Below are 16,366 nucleotides of genomic sequence, written 5' to 3'. Positions count from 1 at the left end.
ACCCAAAACTGGGTGTGCGGGTGCGTCCGCTATGCGGATAAATCAACTGAATTCGGTTGTTTATTTGTCATAAAGTGCGTCTTTTGAGGTGATGGTTCACTCTCTAGTGGAGACCGCAGGTAGAATATTTTCTTTGAGTGATATATCCACACGGTTGAATACCGCGGGCGCGAGAAACACCATAAGCGCCCAGCTCGGTATGGGTATATCGCGTACCGGCTGATTCAGGCGCATCGCGCCACGGAGGGAGAACTTATGGCAGAAAAGTACAGCGACGTGACCGCTTTTGCCCAGCCTTCTTCCGATCAGTCTTCTTCTCGCGATTCTTTGAACGAGTATCCCCGCACGGTCGCCGTGGTGGTGACTTATAACCGTGAGGACCTGCTGCCGAAGACCCTCGCTGGTATCGCTTCTGGTGAGCGTGTGCCTGCGGCGGTGGTGATCGTTGATAACGCCTCCACGGACGGTACTGCCGAGTATTTGCGCGCCCTGGACTATGAGCTGCCGGTGGATTGCATCCGCCTGGAGAGCAATATGGGAGGCGCTGGCGGTTTCGCGGTGGGTATTGACCGAGCCCTGGAACGCCATAACCCGGATCTGGTGTGGGTTATGGATGATGACACCGAGCCGACCGAGAACACCCTGTCGGAGGCGGTTGCCGCCTGGCTGAACTATTCGCCGGTGCCTTCGCAGCGCCCCGCGGTGGTGGCCTCTCGTGTGGTGTGGACGAACGGCGAGGACCATCCGATGAACACTCCGCGCACGATGTTTGCGGCGGGGGAGCAGCGTCATAATCGTGCGCACGCGGTGGGTGCCCGTCCGATTCGTAGCGCCTCGTTCGTGTCGATTCTGATGGACGCGCAGGCTATTCGCCGTAATGGTGGTTTGCCGATTGCTGAGTTCTTCATTTGGAATGATGACTTCGAGTTTTCGACTCGTCTGATTCATCACCGTGACGGCATTGCGGTGCCTTCTTCTGTGGCTAAGCACCACACGAAGACTTTTGGTACGACGAACGCTGACCCGGGCCCGCGTTTCTATAACGATGTGCGCAATAAGCTGTGGGTCTTTACCCGTTCGCGTACCCTGAACCCGCTGGAGAAGCTGTTGTACGGTGGCTCGTCGGCGCGCCTGTGGATTTCTACTGTTCTGCGTACTGATGACCGCCGCACCTACCTGGGGTATTTCCTCAATGGTGTGCGTGATGGTTTGCGTGCGCCTCGCCCGAATGCTCAGGTGCTTGAGGGCATTTACCCGCTGACTTTCCCCGGCCGCTACGGCGTGCCGGCATCCGCTGAAAGCCCCGCTGATTCTGAGAAGGCGCGCGGTTGCGTGAGCTCCGTACCCGATTTTTCGGTGCTGATGAGCGTGTACGCGAAGGAGAACCCCTCCTATCTGGATCAGGCGTTGGAGTCGAATCTGCTGAACCAGACGGTGCGTCCTTCCGAGCTGGTTTTGGTGAAGGATGGTCCGCTGACCCCCGAGCTGGATGCCGTGGTGGACCGCTGGGTTCAACGCGCCGAGAATCTGGATTGCCCGCCGATTCAGGTGGTGGATCTGGCTCAGAATGTTGGTTTGGCGGAGGCGCTGAACGCCGGTCTGCAGGCGTGTTTGTATGAGCTGGTTGCTCGTGCTGATTCTGATGATCTGTCTGAGCCGACTCGTTTTGCGCGTCTGATTCCTGCCCTGGTGCAGGGCGGCTACACGGTGCTGGGCTCTGCCATGCTTGAGGTGAATGAGAGCAATACTTCGGTGGAGTCGACCCGCGAGGCGATTGTTGATTCTGCGCGTCTGCTCAGCGCGATGGATTCGCGTAACCCGATTTATCACCCGTCCGTGGCGTTCGTGAAGAGTGCCGTGCAGCAGCTGGGCGGTTACGAGTTCGTGCCCGGCGCTGAGGATTGGTGGCTGTGGATGCGTCTGCGCGATGCCGGCTATCGTCTGGGTAATATCCCTGAGGCTCTGGTGCGTTACCGCGTGGGTGCGGGCGCGTACACGAAGCGCGGGGGAGTGGACGCCTGGTTGCAGGATGTGGCGATTCAGCGTCGACTGTACACCGGTCACGGTATTTCTAAGCTTCAGTGGGCTCAGAATATGGCGGTGCGGAGTGTGTACCGTTTTGTTCCTGAGCAGGCGCGCCGTTCGGCGTTTCGTGCGTTGTCGTCTTTGACGGCTCGTGCTTCTTCTCGTTCTTCTGGTACCGCATCTGAAGGAGGCATGTAGTGGCTCAGTTGAAACCTCACGCTCATGTGGTGATGCAGAAGGCAGCTCAGCGCGGCACGATGGTGACGGAGGGTGACTCTGGCACGATGCTGGTGAACCGCCTGTATGAGCGTAAGCCGTGGTGGCTGATTGCGCAGGCGCTGATTGATTCGAGTGCCTGGGTTCTGGCGGTTTTGTTTGCGTACATGCTCCGCTATAGTGTGCTGCTCAGTAACGGTTCGGTGTTCGATATTATTCACCCGGCGTCGTTGACGATGACCGCTACGTTGGCTGTGGTTCTGCACCTGGTCATTGGTCTGGCGGGCGTGAAGATTTATAACGGCGTGTATTCGTACGGTTCGTTTGACGAGTCGTGGCGTGCCGGCGCGGCTGCTTTGAGCGCGGGTGCGGCGTTGACTGCTTTCTCCTTTGTGGATGAGCTGTTGGGTCTGCCGCATATTCCGCATAGTGTGCCTGCGATTGCGGCGGCATTTAGCCTGATTATGATGGCGGGCGCCCGCATGGCGAAGCGCGTCTACACTGAGCGCGGTGCTGTGCGTGAGTTGACCGGTGAGCCGGTGATTGTGTACGGTGCTGGCTTTATCGGCGGCATGGTCATGGATTCGATGCTGCACGATGAGGATGCGAAGCTTCGCCCGGTTGCGGTCTTCGATGATGACCAGCTGAAGGCTGGTACGAAGTTCCACGGCATTTCGGTGATTACGACTTACCGCGAGCTGGAGCAGGTGATTCGTGAGTCGGGTACCCGTAAGATTCTGGTGACGATTTCGGATATGCCGGAGGATTACTTCGAGTCCTTCTGCAACCGCATGCGTAAGCTTAAGGTTGAGGTTCAGCGTATCAGTAGCGCGAATGCTCGACTGATGGGCGAGCGTCTGATTACCGCGAGCGATAACGACCTGATGCGCGTGATTCGTGGCGAGATTAACTACGATATTGACCGCGATATTCTGCGTTCGTACCTGCACGGTAAGCGTGTACTGGTTACGGGTGCGGGCGGTTCGATTGGTTCTGAGCTGTGCCGTCAGATTAGCGAGTTTGAGCCGGAGACCCTCATGATGCTTGATCATGATGAGACTCTGCTGATGGAAACGAAGGTTTCGATTACTCACGAGTCGAGCCTGGACGATGACCGCATCATTCTGGCTGATATTCGTGAGGGCGATAACCTGCTGGAGATTTTCCGTGAGCGTCGCCCCGAGGTGGTGTTCCACGCTGCGGCGTTGAAGCATGTGTCGGCGCTGGAGGCGTACCCGCAGGAGGCGTGGAAGACGAACTCCCTGGGCACTTTGAACGTGCTGCGTGCCGCGGAGGCGGTGGGCGTGAAGACCTTCGTGAACGTGTCGACCGATAAGGCTGCGGATCCGAAGACTGCGCTGGGTCAGTCCAAGCGTGTGGCGGAGCGTCTGACTGCGTACTTTGGTGAGAAGACCGGCAACACCTACGTGTCGGTTCGTTTTGGCAACGTGTTTGGTTCGCGCGGTTCGATTAAGCCGCTCTTTACGAAGCAGATCCTCTCGGGTGGTCCGATTACCCTGACGGATAAGCGCGCGACCCGTTACTTCATGCTGATTACCGATGCCTGCTTGCTGGTGATGCTTGCCGGTGCGATTGGTCGCCCGGGTGAGGTCATGGTGCTGGATATGGGTCAGCCGGTCAAGATCCTGGACGTTGCGAAGGCGATGCGCCAGGCGTATGAGCGGTATGACGTGGAGATCAAGGAGATTGGTCTTCGCAAGGGTGAGAAGCTGGATGAGGCTCTCTTCGGCGGTACCGAGAAGCTGGTACCTAGTGAGGAGAACCGGTATATTTCCCGGTCGAGTGCTCCGGCGCTTGACCCTGATGAGCTCGATTATGAGCTGTGGATTCAGAACTATCGGGAGCACAGTGGCTATGAGCGTCATGGCCTGGAGCGTGCCCCTGATCCGCGTACTTTGGCGGATGCGCAGACGTTCTAATCTTTAGGGAATGACATCGGATGCTGCACTTGCGTGGCGGGTGCGGTATCCGGTGTTTTCTCTTTCTCGGGTGTAGAACATTTCAGGACGCAGAATATGCAGAACGTATGGAGAGAATCTGTAATGTTTAGTCCCGGGCTACTGAAGAGTTCTATAGAATACGAAGTAAACACACACACACTACGCACACATCGTCCCTTAGCTGCAATTCTGGAGCTTGCGTCCAGGGGAGCGGCGCCAATGCCTTGGAGCTGGTATGACCTCCTTTTCTGAGCTGTTGAGCATTTTTGCTCTTGCTTTTGTTTTGGGTGCCCTTTTGCCGTTTGCGGTGCGCCCGATTTTGCACCGCTACAACATGGTGGATGTTCCTAATGAGCGTTCTTCGCATACTGCTCCGACCTACCGCGGTATGGGTTTGGCGACTGCGGCTGCGACCTTTGTGGCGTTTGTGGCGGCTACCCTGTTCGGCTGGACGTACCGTTCTGCTGAGTCTTTGCAGCTGGCGGTGACGATTGCCGCGGCGATTCTGTGTGCTCTTGCCCTGGGCTGGCTTGAGGATATTCGCGGCGTGAGCATTGTGCGTCGTGCGGGCCTGCAGCTGGTGATTGGCGTACTGGTGAGCGTGAGCTTTGCGACGGTGCAGGGCACGAACATTCTGCTGCTGATTCTGGGCGCGATTTTTGTTGCCGGCTACATTAACGTGGCGAATTTTATGGACGGCATTAACGGTATTTCTGGTGCTCACGGTCTGGTGGCTGGTTTGGCGTATGCGCTGACCGGTTGGATGGTGAACCTTCCGTGGCTGGCTTTGGCTGGTGTGGCTGTTGCCGGTGCTTTTGCGGCGTTCCTGCCGTGGAATGTGCGCCCTGGTAAGAACGTGTTTTTGGGCGATGCGGGTTCTTATGTTTTGGGCGCGGCGCTGGGCACGTTGGCTGTGGGCGCGTGGTTTGCGGATGTTCCGTTCCTGTTGGCTTTTGCTCCGCTGATGACGTATCTGGCGGACGCGGGTACGACTCTGTTCCGTCGTTTTATGGCGGGGGAGCAGTGGTACAAGCCGCACCGTACTCACACTTATCAGCGTCTGACGGATGTTGGTTTCAGCCACCTTGGTTCGACCGCCGTGGTGACCGGTACGACCATTCTGGTGTGGGTGCTGCTGGCGTTTGCCTCTGATTTGTTTGCTTCGGGCGCCGTGCTGGCGGCTGTTGGTGTGGTTCTTGTGGCTCTTGCCGTGCTGGTGGTGTACCTGCGTATGCCGCAGCTCTTTGGCGGTGAGGCACCTACTTCTGCGATTGACCTGTCGAAGCGCTTTGCGGCGGATTCGAAGGGTTCGGCGCCGAAGGCGAAGTCGGCAACTGCAGAGCCTGCTACCGGCTCTTTGACCTCGGCGACTGGCGTTCCGGCGACTCCTGAGAACGTAGAGCCGACCTCGCTGCATCCGGAGCCGATCATGCCGGATTCCGTGAAAGACCGTGCAGATAGCTCTTCTGCTGCTCGCTCCTCTGTTCAGCCTTCTTCTCATCGCAACCGTGGGGAGAAACACTAATGGCTTCTGAGCAGCCTAAATCTCAGGCTCCTGCAGAGCCTCTCTGGAGGCGCGTGGTGGACGTTCTGTGGTATCCGCCGGCGGAGCGCAAGAAGCAGCAGAAACACCGCCGAGAGCGTGCTCAAGCAGGTTTGAAGGCCTCTTCTTTCGAGAGTCAAGAGCTTTCCTGGAAATTTTTGTTCTACAGGGTATCGGCTTACTCTCTGCTGGCTTGGTTGGGCGGTATGATGAGTGCGTACCTGTTTGCGGGCCCCGTGGGCGCGCTAGGAATAACATTGGGCTTTCTGATAATCTATATATGCTTCACTCTGGGCGTATTGGTTATGTTGGTTGCTCCCATTTTCGACTGGGGTGTACCCAAATCGCTGGTGGTGAGCTACCTCGTGAAGATTGCTCTGCTCGGTCTGGTATTGATGTTTGTGCCGTTCCCCGAGAATCTGAGGCACGGTTGGACTCTCGCAGGCGCATGTACCGGCGTGATTCTGTGGATTGTTATTGAAACAGTTAGCATCGCACGACTGAGAATTTTGTACTTCGACACCGACTCGGAAGACCATGGTCGGTAACACGATCGGTGTTTGAAAGGAAAAACGTTTGGCCGAAGAGAAGAAGTGGTGGGACGGAGATAAAAAGCTCCGCACCACCGGAGAATTGGTATCTGACGGAGGTCTCTCCGGTGCAGTCATGTCGATTCTCTATCTGATCATCGGTGTAGCAGTGTGGGGAGGCATCGGTTACCTCGGTGACCTGGTCTTCTCCACCACCTGGCTGGTGTGGGTTGGCGTCTTGATTGGCGCTATTGGAGGTTTGACCCTCGTCTTTACCCACATGACCAGGCAGAATAAAGACCGTTAGGTCATTGAACGCGGACCGCCAGGTCACACATTCATCCATGTAGTTAGCATGTCAGTCGTTTATAGGCAGACATGGGCTCTTGATAGCCACTAGTAGCAAGAAAGGACTTGCTTTGATCGAGAACGGGTTGATCCTCGCGGAAGCCTATGTGCCGCCGACCCCCGAAGACATGCATCTGCCACCCTTCTTCACCATTGGTGATTTCGCTTTCGGTAAGCAGAACGTACTGATTCTGCTGTCCGTGGTGATTATCGCGGTCTTCTTCCTCACCGCAGCACGTAAGCGCGCCATGGTTCCCGGCAAGACTCAGTTCATCGCTGAGTCCGGCTACATGTTTGCTCGTAACTCCCTCGGTAAGGAAACCCTGGGCGTACAGCACTACAAGCCGTTCGTGCCGATTCTGTTCGCCTCCTTCTTCTTCGTTCTGGTGAACAACCTCTACGGTTCGATTCCGTTTGTTCAGTTGCCCACCTTCTCGCACCCCGGTAGCGCCTACGCGCTGGCTGGCGTAGCGTACCTGACCTGGGTTGGCGTTGGTATCAAGCGCAAGGGCCTGGGCGGCTTCTTCAAGGACATCACCATGCCCTCGGGTCTGCCGGTGTGGATTTACCCCATCCTGATCCCGATCGAGTTCTTCTCGAACCTGCTGATTCGTCCCGCAACTCACGCGCTACGTCTCTTCGCGACCATGTTCGGTGGTCACCTGGCGCTGATGGTTGCATCCAGCATGGTGACCTACATGGTTGAGACCCTGGGTGGTATCGGCTACCTGGCTGCTATTGCTCCCGGTGCTCTGGGCCTGTTCCTGTACTTCCTGGAATTCATGATTCAGTGCATCCAGGCTTATGTGTTCGCTCTGCTGCTGGCTGTGTACCTGCAGGGCTCGGTTTCCGAGGGACACTAAACTCTCTAGTTTTTTAGGTTTTCGCGTTCGTCATTGGGCGTGAATAAAGCAACCCACACGTTCACTGTGCGGGCTATTAACTCAAATCAAACTCTGTTCGGTCCGGGTATGTTCCCGGTCGAACACTGTTGAAAGGAAAAATAATGGTTGGTTCCATCACTGCGGTTGGCTACGGTCTGGCAGCTATTGGCGGCGGCATCGGCGTGGGTCTGATCTTCGCGGCATACATGACCAGCGTTGCTCGTCAGCCCGAGTCCCAGAAGACCCTGCAGCCCATGCTGTTCCTGGGCTTCGCACTGGTCGAGGCGCTGGCAATTCTGGGCCTGGTTCTCGTCTTCATCAAGTAACCGGCTCTGCCACATCCTAAACGACCCATCCCATAGAACAGGATTCCCTCCATGATTTATCTGGCAAGCGAAGGGGGAGCGGAGGCAACTTCGAACCCCCTGATTCCCGACGTCGGGGAAATTGTCATTACCCTCATCGGATTCCTGATCCTCTACTACATCGTTGCTAAGTACGTTGTCCCGGCGTTCGAGAAGATCTACCAGGACCGTAAGGAAGCAATCGAAGGTGGCCTTGCCAAGGCCGAGAAGGCACAGGCAGAGGCTGCAGCGGCTCGCGATGAGTACACCCAGCAGCTCGAAAGCGCTCGACTGGAGGCTCAGAAGATTCGTGAAGAGGCACGCGCAGAGGGCGAGGCAATCATTGCCGATGCTCGCGAGCGTGCAACCGCTGAGGCTCAGCGCATTAGCGATAATGCAGCAAAGGCTATCGAGGCAGAGCGTGCGGCAGCAGCAGTGTCCCTCCGTTCCGAGGTTGGCACTCTTGCTACGACCCTTGCCGGCAAGATTGTGGGCGAAGCCCTCAACGATGATGAGCGATCGGCCCGTGTGGTAGATCGTTTTCTTGCTGACCTTGAAACCGAGAAGCAGAACGCAGGTGCGGCTCGGTAATGGCAGGAGTATCTACTGAATCACTGAGCAAGGTGGAAGAGGTGCTGGAAGCTCACGCTTCCCTGCAGCCCCTGAACCTGGCGAGCGAGCTTTTCGCTGTGGTTGATGTTCTCGACCACAACGGCACCCTGCGCCGTGCTGTCACCGATTCTTCGCGTGATGCAGCAGCACGTCAGGGTATCGCTAACACCGTCTTCGGCGGCAAGATCTCTTCGCAGGCTATGGCTGTGCTCACCAATGCGGTGGCTCAGCGCTGGTCTGATGATGCTGATCTGGCGAACGCCCTGGAACGTGCAGCAGTGCTCGCCGTGACCGCATCGGCTCAGTCTCGCGGTGGCGTGGATGCCCTGGACGAGGTGCTCAACGAACTACTCACCTTTGTGCGTACCGTTGATTCCAACGCTCAGGCGCAGGAAGCGCTGTCCGACCATCAGGCAAGCAAAGAAGCAAAGAAGAAGCTCGCCGTGGCGCTCGGTGGCCCCGCCACCACCGCCGAAGGTGTGCTTCTGCTCGAACGAGTTGGCTCCAACCCCCGCGGCCGTCACGCTGCACGGGTAGCCGATGAGTTCGCAGAAATCATCGTCACGCGACAGAACCGTTACATTGCGCGAGTAACTAGCGCGATTGCGCTGTCGCAGGCACAGCTTGAACGTCTCGGTCGCGCGCTCAACGCCGTGTACGGCCGTGAGCTGAAGCTCGACGTTTCGGTGGACCCCGCCGTTCTGGGCGGTCTGCGTGTTCAGGTGGGCGACGAGGTGATCGACGGTACCGTCGAGACCCGCATGTCCGACCTGACTCGTTCCATCGGCTAGCGGCTCAAGCTAGCGACGCTGAACCGTTCGTCGCAACGGTGATTTAGAAGATACCTCGGGTAGCGGGTGCGTGGCTGATGCCTCCTTCGCAGAAGCGGCGGCATTGCCCGCCCGTTCAACCCGAATTGCAAGTTTCGGTTGGTTCCGTTGACGGAACGCAACCACAATGAGAGAGCAGGGACACAAGATGGCCGAACTGACCATCAATGCCGAAGATGTCCGTAATGCGCTGAACGAGTTTGCAGCGTCTTACGAACCCGGCAATGCAGAACGTGTTGAGGTGGGTCGAGTTGTATCGGCCTCCGACGGTATCGCTCGTGTCGAGGGCCTTCCCTCGGTTATGGCGAATGAGCTGCTTCGTTTCGAAGACGGCACCCTCGGCCTCGCACAGAACCTGGATACCCGCAATATTGGTGTGATTGTCCTGGGTGACTTCACCGGTATTGAAGAGGGCCAGGTCGTACACCGCACCGGTGAGGTCCTCTCGGTGCCCGTTGGCGACGCGTACCTCGGTCGCGTTGTTGACCCCCTCGGTAACCCGATCGATGACCTGGGCCCCATTGAGTCCGAAGGTCGCCGTGCACTGGAGCTGCAGGCTCCCGGCGTGACCCAGCGTAAGTCGGTTCACGAGCCGTTGCAGACCGGTCTGAAGGCAATCGACTCGATGATTCCGATCGGTCGCGGTCAGCGTCAGCTGATCATTGGTGACCGCCAGACCGGTAAGACCGCTATCGCGATCGACACCATTCTGAACCAGAAGGACAACTGGGCTTCGGGTGACCCCAACAAGCAGGTTCGATGCATCTACGTGGCTGTTGGCCAGAAGGCATCCACCATTGCAGCTGTCCGCCACACCCTTGAGACTCGCGGCGCGCTGGAGTACACCACCATCGTGGCATCTCCCGCATCCGACGCAGCAGGCTTCAAGTACCTGGCACCCTACACCGGTTCGGCTATCGGCCAGCACTGGATGTACGGTGGCAAGCACGTCCTCATCATCTTCGACGACCTGTCGAAGCAGGCAGAAGCATACCGCGCTGTGTCCCTGCTGCTGCGCCGCCCGCCGGGACGTGAAGCATACCCCGGTGACGTCTTCTACCTGCACTCCCGCCTGCTGGAGCGTTGCGCTAAGCTCTCTGACGACCTGGGCGCAGGCTCGATGACCGGCTTCCCGATCATTGAGACCAAGGCAAACGACGTTTCCGCCTTCATTCCGACCAACGTCATCTCCATTACTGACGGCCAGATCTTCCTGCAGTCCGACCTGTTCAACGCTAACCAGCGTCCGGCAGTCGACGTCGGTATCTCCGTCTCCCGTGTTGGTGGTGCCGCACAGACCAAGGCTATGAAGAAGGTCTCCGGTACCCTGAAGCTGGAGCTGGCACAGTACCGTGCAATGGAAGCGTTCGCAATGTTCGCATCCGACCTGGACGACGCTACCAAGGCACAGCTGACCCGCGGTTCTCGCCTGACCGAGCTGCTGCGTCAGCCGCAGTACACCCCGTACGCAGTTGAAGAGCAGGTTGTCTCCATTTGGGCTGGTACCTCCGGTCACCTCGACGACATTGAGGTTTCCGACGTGCTGCGCTTCGAGGAAGGCTTCATCGAGTACCTGCGTCACAAGACCTCGGTACTGACCGATATCGCTTCCTCCGGCAAGCTTGAGGATGACACCGTTGCAGCTCTGAAGTCCGCAGTTACTGACTTCAAGCAGGGTTTCAAGTCTGAGGGCAGCAGCCACCTCGTCGACGCAGGTCACGAGGAGCACAAGGCAGCTCGCGATAGCGACATCACTCAGGAAACCATCGGTTAGCGATTAGTCCTCGCCTTCTCCCCGCCTCAGCTATGAGGCTGGGGCGGGGCAGAAAGCAAGGAGAAAGGAAGCTCTATGGGAGCCCAGATTAGGGTTTACCGACAGAAGATTGCTTCGACGTCGTCTATGAAGAAGATCTTCAAGGCGATGGAGATGATCGCGACCTCCCGCATTAACAAGGCTCGTAACGCTGCTCAGGCAGCCGGCCCTTACGCGAACGCTCTGACCCGCGTGGTGACTGCGGTTGCGACTCAGCACGGTATTAAGCACCCGCTGATTCACAAGCCGCACGAGTTCGGAACCTACGAACACCGTCGCTCCGCAATCCTGGTTGTTACCAGTGACCGCGGTCTGGCAGGTTCGTACTCCTCCGCTATCCTGCGTCGTACCGAATCTCTGATTGAGAGGCTGCGCTCTAACGGCCAGGAGGTACAGCTGTACCTGGTTGGCCGTAAGGCAAAGGCTTACTTCGAGTTCCGTGAGCGCCCCTACGCCCGTGCGTGGGAGGGGCACACCGATGCACCTCGTGTTGAAACTGCCGTCGAAATTCGTGACGCGCTGCTCGAAGCCTACGACCTGCCCTTCGAAGAGGGCGGCGTGGACGAACTGCACATCGTATACACCGAGTTCAAGTCGATGGTTGTTCAGGAACCCAAGATCCTGCGCCTGCTGCCCATCCACGTGGGTGACGCAAAGGCTATGGGCGAGGAAATCGTTCCCGACCAGGAACTGACCAAGGCTGAGTACGAGCAGGCGGCATCCTTCGAGTTCGAGCCCTCCGCCGAGGAAGTGCTCAACGCGCTGTTGCCGCGCTACATTGCATCGCGTATCTTCTCCTGCCTCCTGCAGGCAGCAGCAAGTGAGCTGGCATCCCGCCAGCGCGCGATGAAGACCGCAGGTGACAACGCTGAGACGCTGATTACCAAGTACACCCGTTTGATGAACAACGCACGTCAGGCGGAAATTACTCAGGAGCTCTCCGAAATCGTGGGCGGCGCAGACGCCCTCGGCTCCTAGTACTTGTACGCCAACGAAGCCATCAACTGTCCAAACTTTCTAAGTAAGTGAGAAATATGACTGCCACCTACAACGAATCGGTCTCCGCACCGACTCAGGGCGCAACGGGTCGTATTGCCCGCGTCATCGGCCCCGTGGTCGACGTCGAGTTCCCCGCCGGTCAGGTCCCCGAGATTTACAACGCTCTGACCACCGAGCTGACCCTCGACGGTCGCACCCGCACCATCACCTTCGAGACCGCACAGCACCTGGGCGACTCGATCGTTCGCGCTATCTCCCTGCAGCAGACTGACGGCCTGGTCCGCGGTCAGGCTGTAGTCGACACCGGCGCACCGATCTCCGTCCCCGTTGGTGACGGCGTGAAGGGCCACATCTTCAACGTTCTCGGTGACGCACTCGACGTGCCGAACTCCGAGATCAAGGCTGACACCTACTGGCCGATCCACCGTGCCGCTCCCGGCTTCGCAGAGCTGGAAGGCTCCACCGAAATGCTGGAGACTGGTATTAAGTCCATCGACCTTCTGACCCCCTACATCAAGGGCGGTAAGATTGGTCTGTTCGGTGGTGCAGGCGTGGGTAAGACCGTGCTGATCCAGGAAATGATTACCCGTGTGGCTCGTAACTTCGGTGGTACCTCCGTGTTCACCGGTGTTGGCGAGCGTACCCGTGAGGGTAACGACCTGTGGGTCGAAATGGAAGAAGCAGGCGTTCTGAAGGACACCGCTCTTGTGTTCGGCCAGATGGATGAGCCCCCGGGAACCCGTCTGCGCGTGGCACTGACCGGTCTGACCATGGCGGAGTACTTCCGCGATGTTCAGAACCAGGACGTGCTGCTGTTCATCGACAACATCTTCCGTTTCACTCAGGCAGGTTCTGAGGTTTCCACCCTGCTGGGCCGCATGCCCTCCGCAGTGGGTTACCAGCCGAACCTGGCGGACGAAATGGGTCTGCTGCAGGAGCGTATTACCTCCACCCGCGGTCACTCCATCACCTCCATGCAGGCAATTTACGTGCCTGCGGATGACTACACCGACCCGGCGCCGGCAACCACCTTCGCGCACCTGGATGCGACCACCGAGCTCTCTCGTGAAATCGCATCGCGCGGTCTGTACCCGGCAATTGACCCGCTGTCCTCCACCTCCCGAATTCTGGACGCACAGTACATCGGTCAGGAGCACTACGACACCGCAATTCGTGTGAAGGCTATTCTGCAGGAAAACAAGGAACTGCAGGACATCATCGCGATTCTGGGTGTGGACGAGCTCTCCGAGGAGCAGAAGATCGTCGTGGCACGTGCACGTCGTATCGAGCAGTTCCTCTCCCAGAACACCTACACTGCAAAGCAGTTCACCGGTGTCGAGGGTTCGACCGTTCCGCTGAAGGACACCATCGAGTCCTTCCAGATGATCTGCAACGGCGATGTCGACCACATCCCCGAGCAGGCGTTCTACAACATTGGTGGTATGGACGACGTTATGCGCCGCTACGAGGAAATCAAGGCACAGACTGGAGCTAAGTAATCATGGCTCTGAAAGTTGAAGTTGTTTCCCGCGAACGCGTCGTGTGGACTGGCGAAGCGAAGTACGTTCGTGCACGCTCCGTCAGCGGTGACCTCGGCATCCTGCCGGGCATGATCCCCACCTGCACGCTGCTGGCACAGGACGGCGAGCTGCTCATTGAACCCGTTGATGGTGAGCCCATTAAGACCATCCTCAACGCAGGTTTCTTGACCGTCTCGAACGATCACGTGACCATCGTTGCAAAGCACGCACAGATCTAAAGCTGGTTCCCCTCAGCGGGAATTAGCCACTGTGTACACCTCGCCGGTGTTCCACCCTGAAAGGGGAGGGGCACCGGCGATTGGTGTATCCGGGGGTAGATTGTTTACGCAGAACGAGAGTGTGCACAGAAAGAACGCGTGCGCCGAAAGAGCGCGGGCAGAAAGATGATGGGCTGAAAAGGGGCGCCTCCCATGGTCGGGAGGCGCCCCTCAAGCTATGTGCAGCTGCTTAGCCTAGAGCCGTTTAGAACAGACGGTCAGCTAGAACAGACGGTCAGCGGAGTCGTCCACGCCGCGCATCGCATCGTAGTCCAGGCTCACGCAGCGGATACCGCGGTCCTCAGCCAGGGTACGTGCCTGCGGCTTAATCGTCTGTGCCGCAAATACGCCGCGCACCGGTGCCAGCAGCGGGTCACGGTTGAGCAACTCCAGGTAACGGGTCAGCTGCTCCACACCGTCAATATCGCCCACACGCTTGAGCTCAACCGCCACGGAGACGCCGTGCGCATCCTTCGCCATGATGTCTACCGGACCGATAGCGGTCGGGTACTCGCGGCGCACCAGCGAATAGCCCTCACCGAGAGTGTGGATCTGCTCTGCGAGCAGACGCTGCAGATCAGCCTCCACACCGTCCTTGATGAGGCCGGGATCAACACCCAGGTCGGTGGCGTGCTCGTGCTCAATCTTGTAGATGCGAATCATGAGGCGGTCATCGCTCTTAGCTGCCTGAACGGTCCACAGCTGCTGAACATCGGACTCTAGGTCCTCACGGATGCTCTGCGGAACGTCCTCACGCTCAGCCACCAGCAGGGAGCAGGGAGGGCTCATCCAGTTCAGAGGCTTGTAGGAACCGCCGTCGGAGTGAATGAGGACGGAGCCGTCATTCTTGACCATCAGCAGGCGGGTAGCGCGGGGCAGGTGGGCGCGGAGGCGGCCCTCATAATCTACGGAGCATTCAGCAATGACAATACGCATCCGTCCACTCTAGCAGGTACGAGTGTTTGGCTCTAGCAGGTGAGGGTATGAGATAGGGAACCTGAGCTTGGTACAGGTCGCGGACGGGGCACAGCAGGGAAGTACGGCACAGAGCGGGGGAGTACCGCCTCAACATGAGTACCACGCCAGTATGTGGAAGAGCGTAGAGCGAACAGCGGCAGGACCGATAGGTAGAGATAGCTGAGCGGCGCGGTAGAATAGGGCTCATGGCACGTAAGAATCATCCCGGCAGGCGAGCATCCGGCACCACCAGCGATAAGTGGCACCGTCAAGCACCCGCAGGGCGTGATATCAGCAGGATCCTCGACCCTGCGCCCCGATTGGAACGTGACCGATACGGTGACTGGCTGGTGCAATACATTCCCGCCGTCAACGCCCAAAAAACCTACACCTGCCCCGAATGCTACCGCCCGATTCCGCCCAGAACAGCGCACCTGGTGGTGTGGCAAGAAAGCCACACGATGGGCCGTAGCCGCGCCATTGACGAGCGCAGGCACTGGCATCAGCATTGCTGGCGCACCCGCCGCAAATAGGCTGAACACTGCACTTGAGGTGCAGCCTAAGACTACATTCTTGACCAAAACCACATTCTCGAATCCATTTCTTGAAGGAACGCAATGAGCAACACCGCCGATATCACCCGCGAGCAGGAATTCGATCCCGCCCGCTACGTCTTCAGCACCGCCGCTGAGCCCACCCCCATTAAGGCACGTACTGTGCTTCCGGCACGCCGCGAGAACTTCACCGTCACCACCGCGGACGGCAAGCGCCTCGTCGGTGAACTCGCCCTGCCCGAAGGCGAAGTCAAGGCAACCCTGGTGACCTTCCACCCGCTGCCCACCCACGGCGGCTACATGGACTCGCACGTGTACAAGAAGGCTTCCTTCCGCCTGCCGGCGCTGTCGAACATCGCGGTGCTGCGTTTCAACACTCGCGGCACCTCCTCGATTCGCGGCACCAGCGAAGGTGTCTTTGACGGCGGCTTTGCCGAGAAGAAGGACTTTGACGCAATCCTGAAGTTTGTACGCGAGCGTGCCCTGCCGAACCCCTGGCTGGTCGGCTGGTCCTTCGGCACCGAGCTGGTGCTCAAGTACGCGCCCGAATACGCGAACGAGTTCACCGGCGCCATTCTGCTCTCCCCGCCGTTGCACCGCGTGCACCCGGCTGAGCTGGACGAGTGGAACAAGATCTCGAACCCGCTGTACGCGCTGGTGCCCGAGCATGACGACTACCTGCAGCCTCCGGCAGCGCGTGAGCGTTTCGCGGCTGTACCGCGTACTCGGGTAATTCCCTTCGAGGGTTGCAAGCACCTGTGGGTGGGCGAGAAGTCCGTGCAGCAGGTCCTGAACACTATTGTCAGCATCGTAACCGGTGTGCCCACTGAACTGCCCACCGAGTACAACGGCCCGGTGGCAGAAGAAATTACTGAGCTCTAAAGGTTTGGCATAAAAACACAGCGTAAAAACACTGCATAAAAATATCAAGGCGGCGGCTTTGGATAGAACA

The 16,366-nt window shown here is 58.3% G+C and carries 16 protein-coding genes; 15 read left to right on the top strand and 1 reads right to left on the bottom strand.

Going from position 1 to position 16,366, the window contains the following annotated elements; all coding sequences use genetic code 11:
- Positions 1-255: 255 nt before the first annotated feature.
- The 13 genes from HMPREF3055_RS08565 (at position 256) to HMPREF3055_RS08505 (ending at position 13,864) form a co-directional block, all read left to right on the top strand.
- The gene (locus HMPREF3055_RS08565; protein WP_070738844.1) at positions 256-2,223 is read left to right on the top strand and encodes a glycosyltransferase family 2 protein; all 1,968 of its coding nucleotides are present in this window, start codon (positions 256-258) and stop codon (positions 2,221-2,223) included.
- Positions 2,223-4,181: a polysaccharide biosynthesis protein gene (locus HMPREF3055_RS08560; protein WP_070738843.1), complete on the top strand. Its 1,959-nt coding sequence runs from the start codon at positions 2,223-2,225 to the stop codon at positions 4,179-4,181. The genes HMPREF3055_RS08565 and HMPREF3055_RS08560 overlap by 1 nt, the downstream gene beginning before the upstream one ends.
- Positions 4,182-4,437: 256 nt before the next feature.
- A complete protein-coding gene (locus HMPREF3055_RS08555; RefSeq protein WP_049358658.1) occupies positions 4,438-5,727 on the top strand; it encodes an MraY family glycosyltransferase in 1,290 nt (429 codons plus the stop codon).
- Positions 5,727-6,293 carry a hypothetical protein gene (locus HMPREF3055_RS08550; RefSeq protein WP_052265079.1) on the top strand — a complete coding sequence of 189 codons (567 nt, stop codon included), beginning with the start codon at positions 5,727-5,729 and terminating at the stop codon, positions 6,291-6,293. The genes HMPREF3055_RS08555 and HMPREF3055_RS08550 overlap by 1 nt, the downstream gene beginning before the upstream one ends.
- A gap of 28 nt (positions 6,294-6,321) precedes the next feature.
- Positions 6,322-6,582: a hypothetical protein gene (locus HMPREF3055_RS08545; protein ID WP_049347487.1), complete on the top strand. Its 261-nt coding sequence runs from the start codon at positions 6,322-6,324 to the stop codon at positions 6,580-6,582.
- A gap of 112 nt (positions 6,583-6,694) precedes the next feature.
- Entirely contained in the window at positions 6,695-7,486 is a 792-nt protein-coding gene (gene atpB, locus HMPREF3055_RS08540) for a F0F1 ATP synthase subunit A (RefSeq protein WP_049347485.1), read from the top strand.
- Between the two features lie 143 nt (positions 7,487-7,629).
- Positions 7,630-7,833, top strand: coding sequence for an ATP synthase F0 subunit C (gene atpE / locus HMPREF3055_RS08535; protein WP_005506461.1), 204 nt, complete (start codon positions 7,630-7,632; stop codon positions 7,831-7,833).
- Between the two features lie 51 nt (positions 7,834-7,884).
- Entirely contained in the window at positions 7,885-8,442 is a 558-nt protein-coding gene (locus HMPREF3055_RS08530; protein WP_049326923.1) for a F0F1 ATP synthase subunit B, read from the top strand.
- On the top strand, positions 8,442-9,254 hold the full coding sequence (locus HMPREF3055_RS08525; protein ID WP_049354850.1) for a F0F1 ATP synthase subunit delta: 813 nt from the start codon (positions 8,442-8,444) through the stop codon (positions 9,252-9,254). Before HMPREF3055_RS08530 ends, HMPREF3055_RS08525 begins: the two co-directional genes overlap by 1 nt.
- Before the next feature lie 187 nt (positions 9,255-9,441).
- Complete coding sequence (gene atpA, locus HMPREF3055_RS08520; protein ID WP_070738842.1) at positions 9,442-11,067, top strand: F0F1 ATP synthase subunit alpha; 1,626 nt, start codon at positions 9,442-9,444, stop codon at positions 11,065-11,067.
- Positions 11,068-11,142: 75 nt separating this feature from the next.
- A complete protein-coding gene (locus tag HMPREF3055_RS08515) occupies positions 11,143-12,084 on the top strand; it encodes a F0F1 ATP synthase subunit gamma (protein ID WP_049340654.1) in 942 nt (313 codons plus the stop codon).
- A gap of 56 nt (positions 12,085-12,140) precedes the next feature.
- The gene (gene atpD / locus HMPREF3055_RS08510; protein WP_005507810.1) at positions 12,141-13,604 is read left to right on the top strand and encodes a F0F1 ATP synthase subunit beta; all 1,464 of its coding nucleotides are present in this window, start codon (positions 12,141-12,143) and stop codon (positions 13,602-13,604) included.
- 2 nt (positions 13,605-13,606) lie between these two features.
- Positions 13,607-13,864 (top strand): F0F1 ATP synthase subunit delta/epsilon, encoded by a 258-nt coding sequence (locus HMPREF3055_RS08505; protein ID WP_049340652.1) that lies wholly within the window; start codon positions 13,607-13,609, stop codon positions 13,862-13,864.
- 261 nt (positions 13,865-14,125) lie between these two features.
- Here HMPREF3055_RS08505 and nucS read toward each other — a convergent pair whose 3' ends face one another.
- Positions 14,126-14,839 (bottom strand): endonuclease NucS, encoded by a 714-nt coding sequence (gene nucS, locus HMPREF3055_RS08500; RefSeq protein WP_005506450.1) that lies wholly within the window; start codon positions 14,837-14,839, stop codon positions 14,126-14,128.
- Between the two features lie 227 nt (positions 14,840-15,066).
- Between nucS and HMPREF3055_RS09155 the strand changes: the two genes are divergently transcribed.
- Both HMPREF3055_RS09155 and HMPREF3055_RS08495 read left to right on the top strand, forming a co-directional pair.
- Positions 15,067-15,393, top strand: a complete 327-nt coding sequence (locus HMPREF3055_RS09155; RefSeq protein WP_080562540.1) for an ATP/GTP-binding protein — start codon at positions 15,067-15,069, stop codon at positions 15,391-15,393.
- A gap of 84 nt (positions 15,394-15,477) precedes the next feature.
- Positions 15,478-16,296, top strand: a complete 819-nt coding sequence (locus HMPREF3055_RS08495) for an alpha/beta hydrolase (RefSeq protein WP_049340650.1) — start codon at positions 15,478-15,480, stop codon at positions 16,294-16,296.
- Positions 16,297-16,366 lie beyond the last annotated feature (70 nt).

Origin of the sequence: Rothia sp. HMSC061C12 (assembly GCF_001815755.1) — a bacterium.
GTDB lineage: Bacteria > Actinomycetota > Actinomycetes > Actinomycetales > Micrococcaceae > Rothia > Rothia mucilaginosa.
Note: the sequence above shows the minus strand (reverse complement) of the source record. Positions and strands in the feature narration are given on the sequence as shown.

Coding starts and splice junctions, on each gene's coding strand:
- HMPREF3055_RS08525 (WP_049354850.1), top strand. CDS start 8,442: ATGGCAGGAGTATCTACTGAATCACTGAGCAAGGTGGAAGAGGTGCTG.
- HMPREF3055_RS08550 (WP_052265079.1), top strand. CDS start 5,727: ATGGCTTCTGAGCAGCCTAAATCTCAGGCTCCTGCAGAGCCTCTCTGG.
- atpE (WP_005506461.1), top strand. CDS start 7,630: ATGGTTGGTTCCATCACTGCGGTTGGCTACGGTCTGGCAGCTATTGGC.
- atpA (WP_070738842.1), top strand. CDS start 9,442: ATGGCCGAACTGACCATCAATGCCGAAGATGTCCGTAATGCGCTGAAC.
- HMPREF3055_RS08565 (WP_070738844.1), top strand. CDS start 256: ATGGCAGAAAAGTACAGCGACGTGACCGCTTTTGCCCAGCCTTCTTCC.
- HMPREF3055_RS08515 (WP_049340654.1), top strand. CDS start 11,143: ATGGGAGCCCAGATTAGGGTTTACCGACAGAAGATTGCTTCGACGTCG.
- atpD (WP_005507810.1), top strand. CDS start 12,141: ATGACTGCCACCTACAACGAATCGGTCTCCGCACCGACTCAGGGCGCA.
- HMPREF3055_RS08530 (WP_049326923.1), top strand. CDS start 7,885: ATGATTTATCTGGCAAGCGAAGGGGGAGCGGAGGCAACTTCGAACCCC.
- HMPREF3055_RS08495 (WP_049340650.1), top strand. CDS start 15,478: ATGAGCAACACCGCCGATATCACCCGCGAGCAGGAATTCGATCCCGCC.
- HMPREF3055_RS08505 (WP_049340652.1), top strand. CDS start 13,607: ATGGCTCTGAAAGTTGAAGTTGTTTCCCGCGAACGCGTCGTGTGGACT.
- HMPREF3055_RS08555 (WP_049358658.1), top strand. CDS start 4,438: ATGACCTCCTTTTCTGAGCTGTTGAGCATTTTTGCTCTTGCTTTTGTT.
- nucS (WP_005506450.1), bottom strand. CDS start 14,839: ATGCGTATTGTCATTGCTGAATGCTCCGTAGATTATGAGGGCCGCCTC.
- HMPREF3055_RS09155 (WP_080562540.1), top strand. CDS start 15,067: ATGGCACGTAAGAATCATCCCGGCAGGCGAGCATCCGGCACCACCAGC.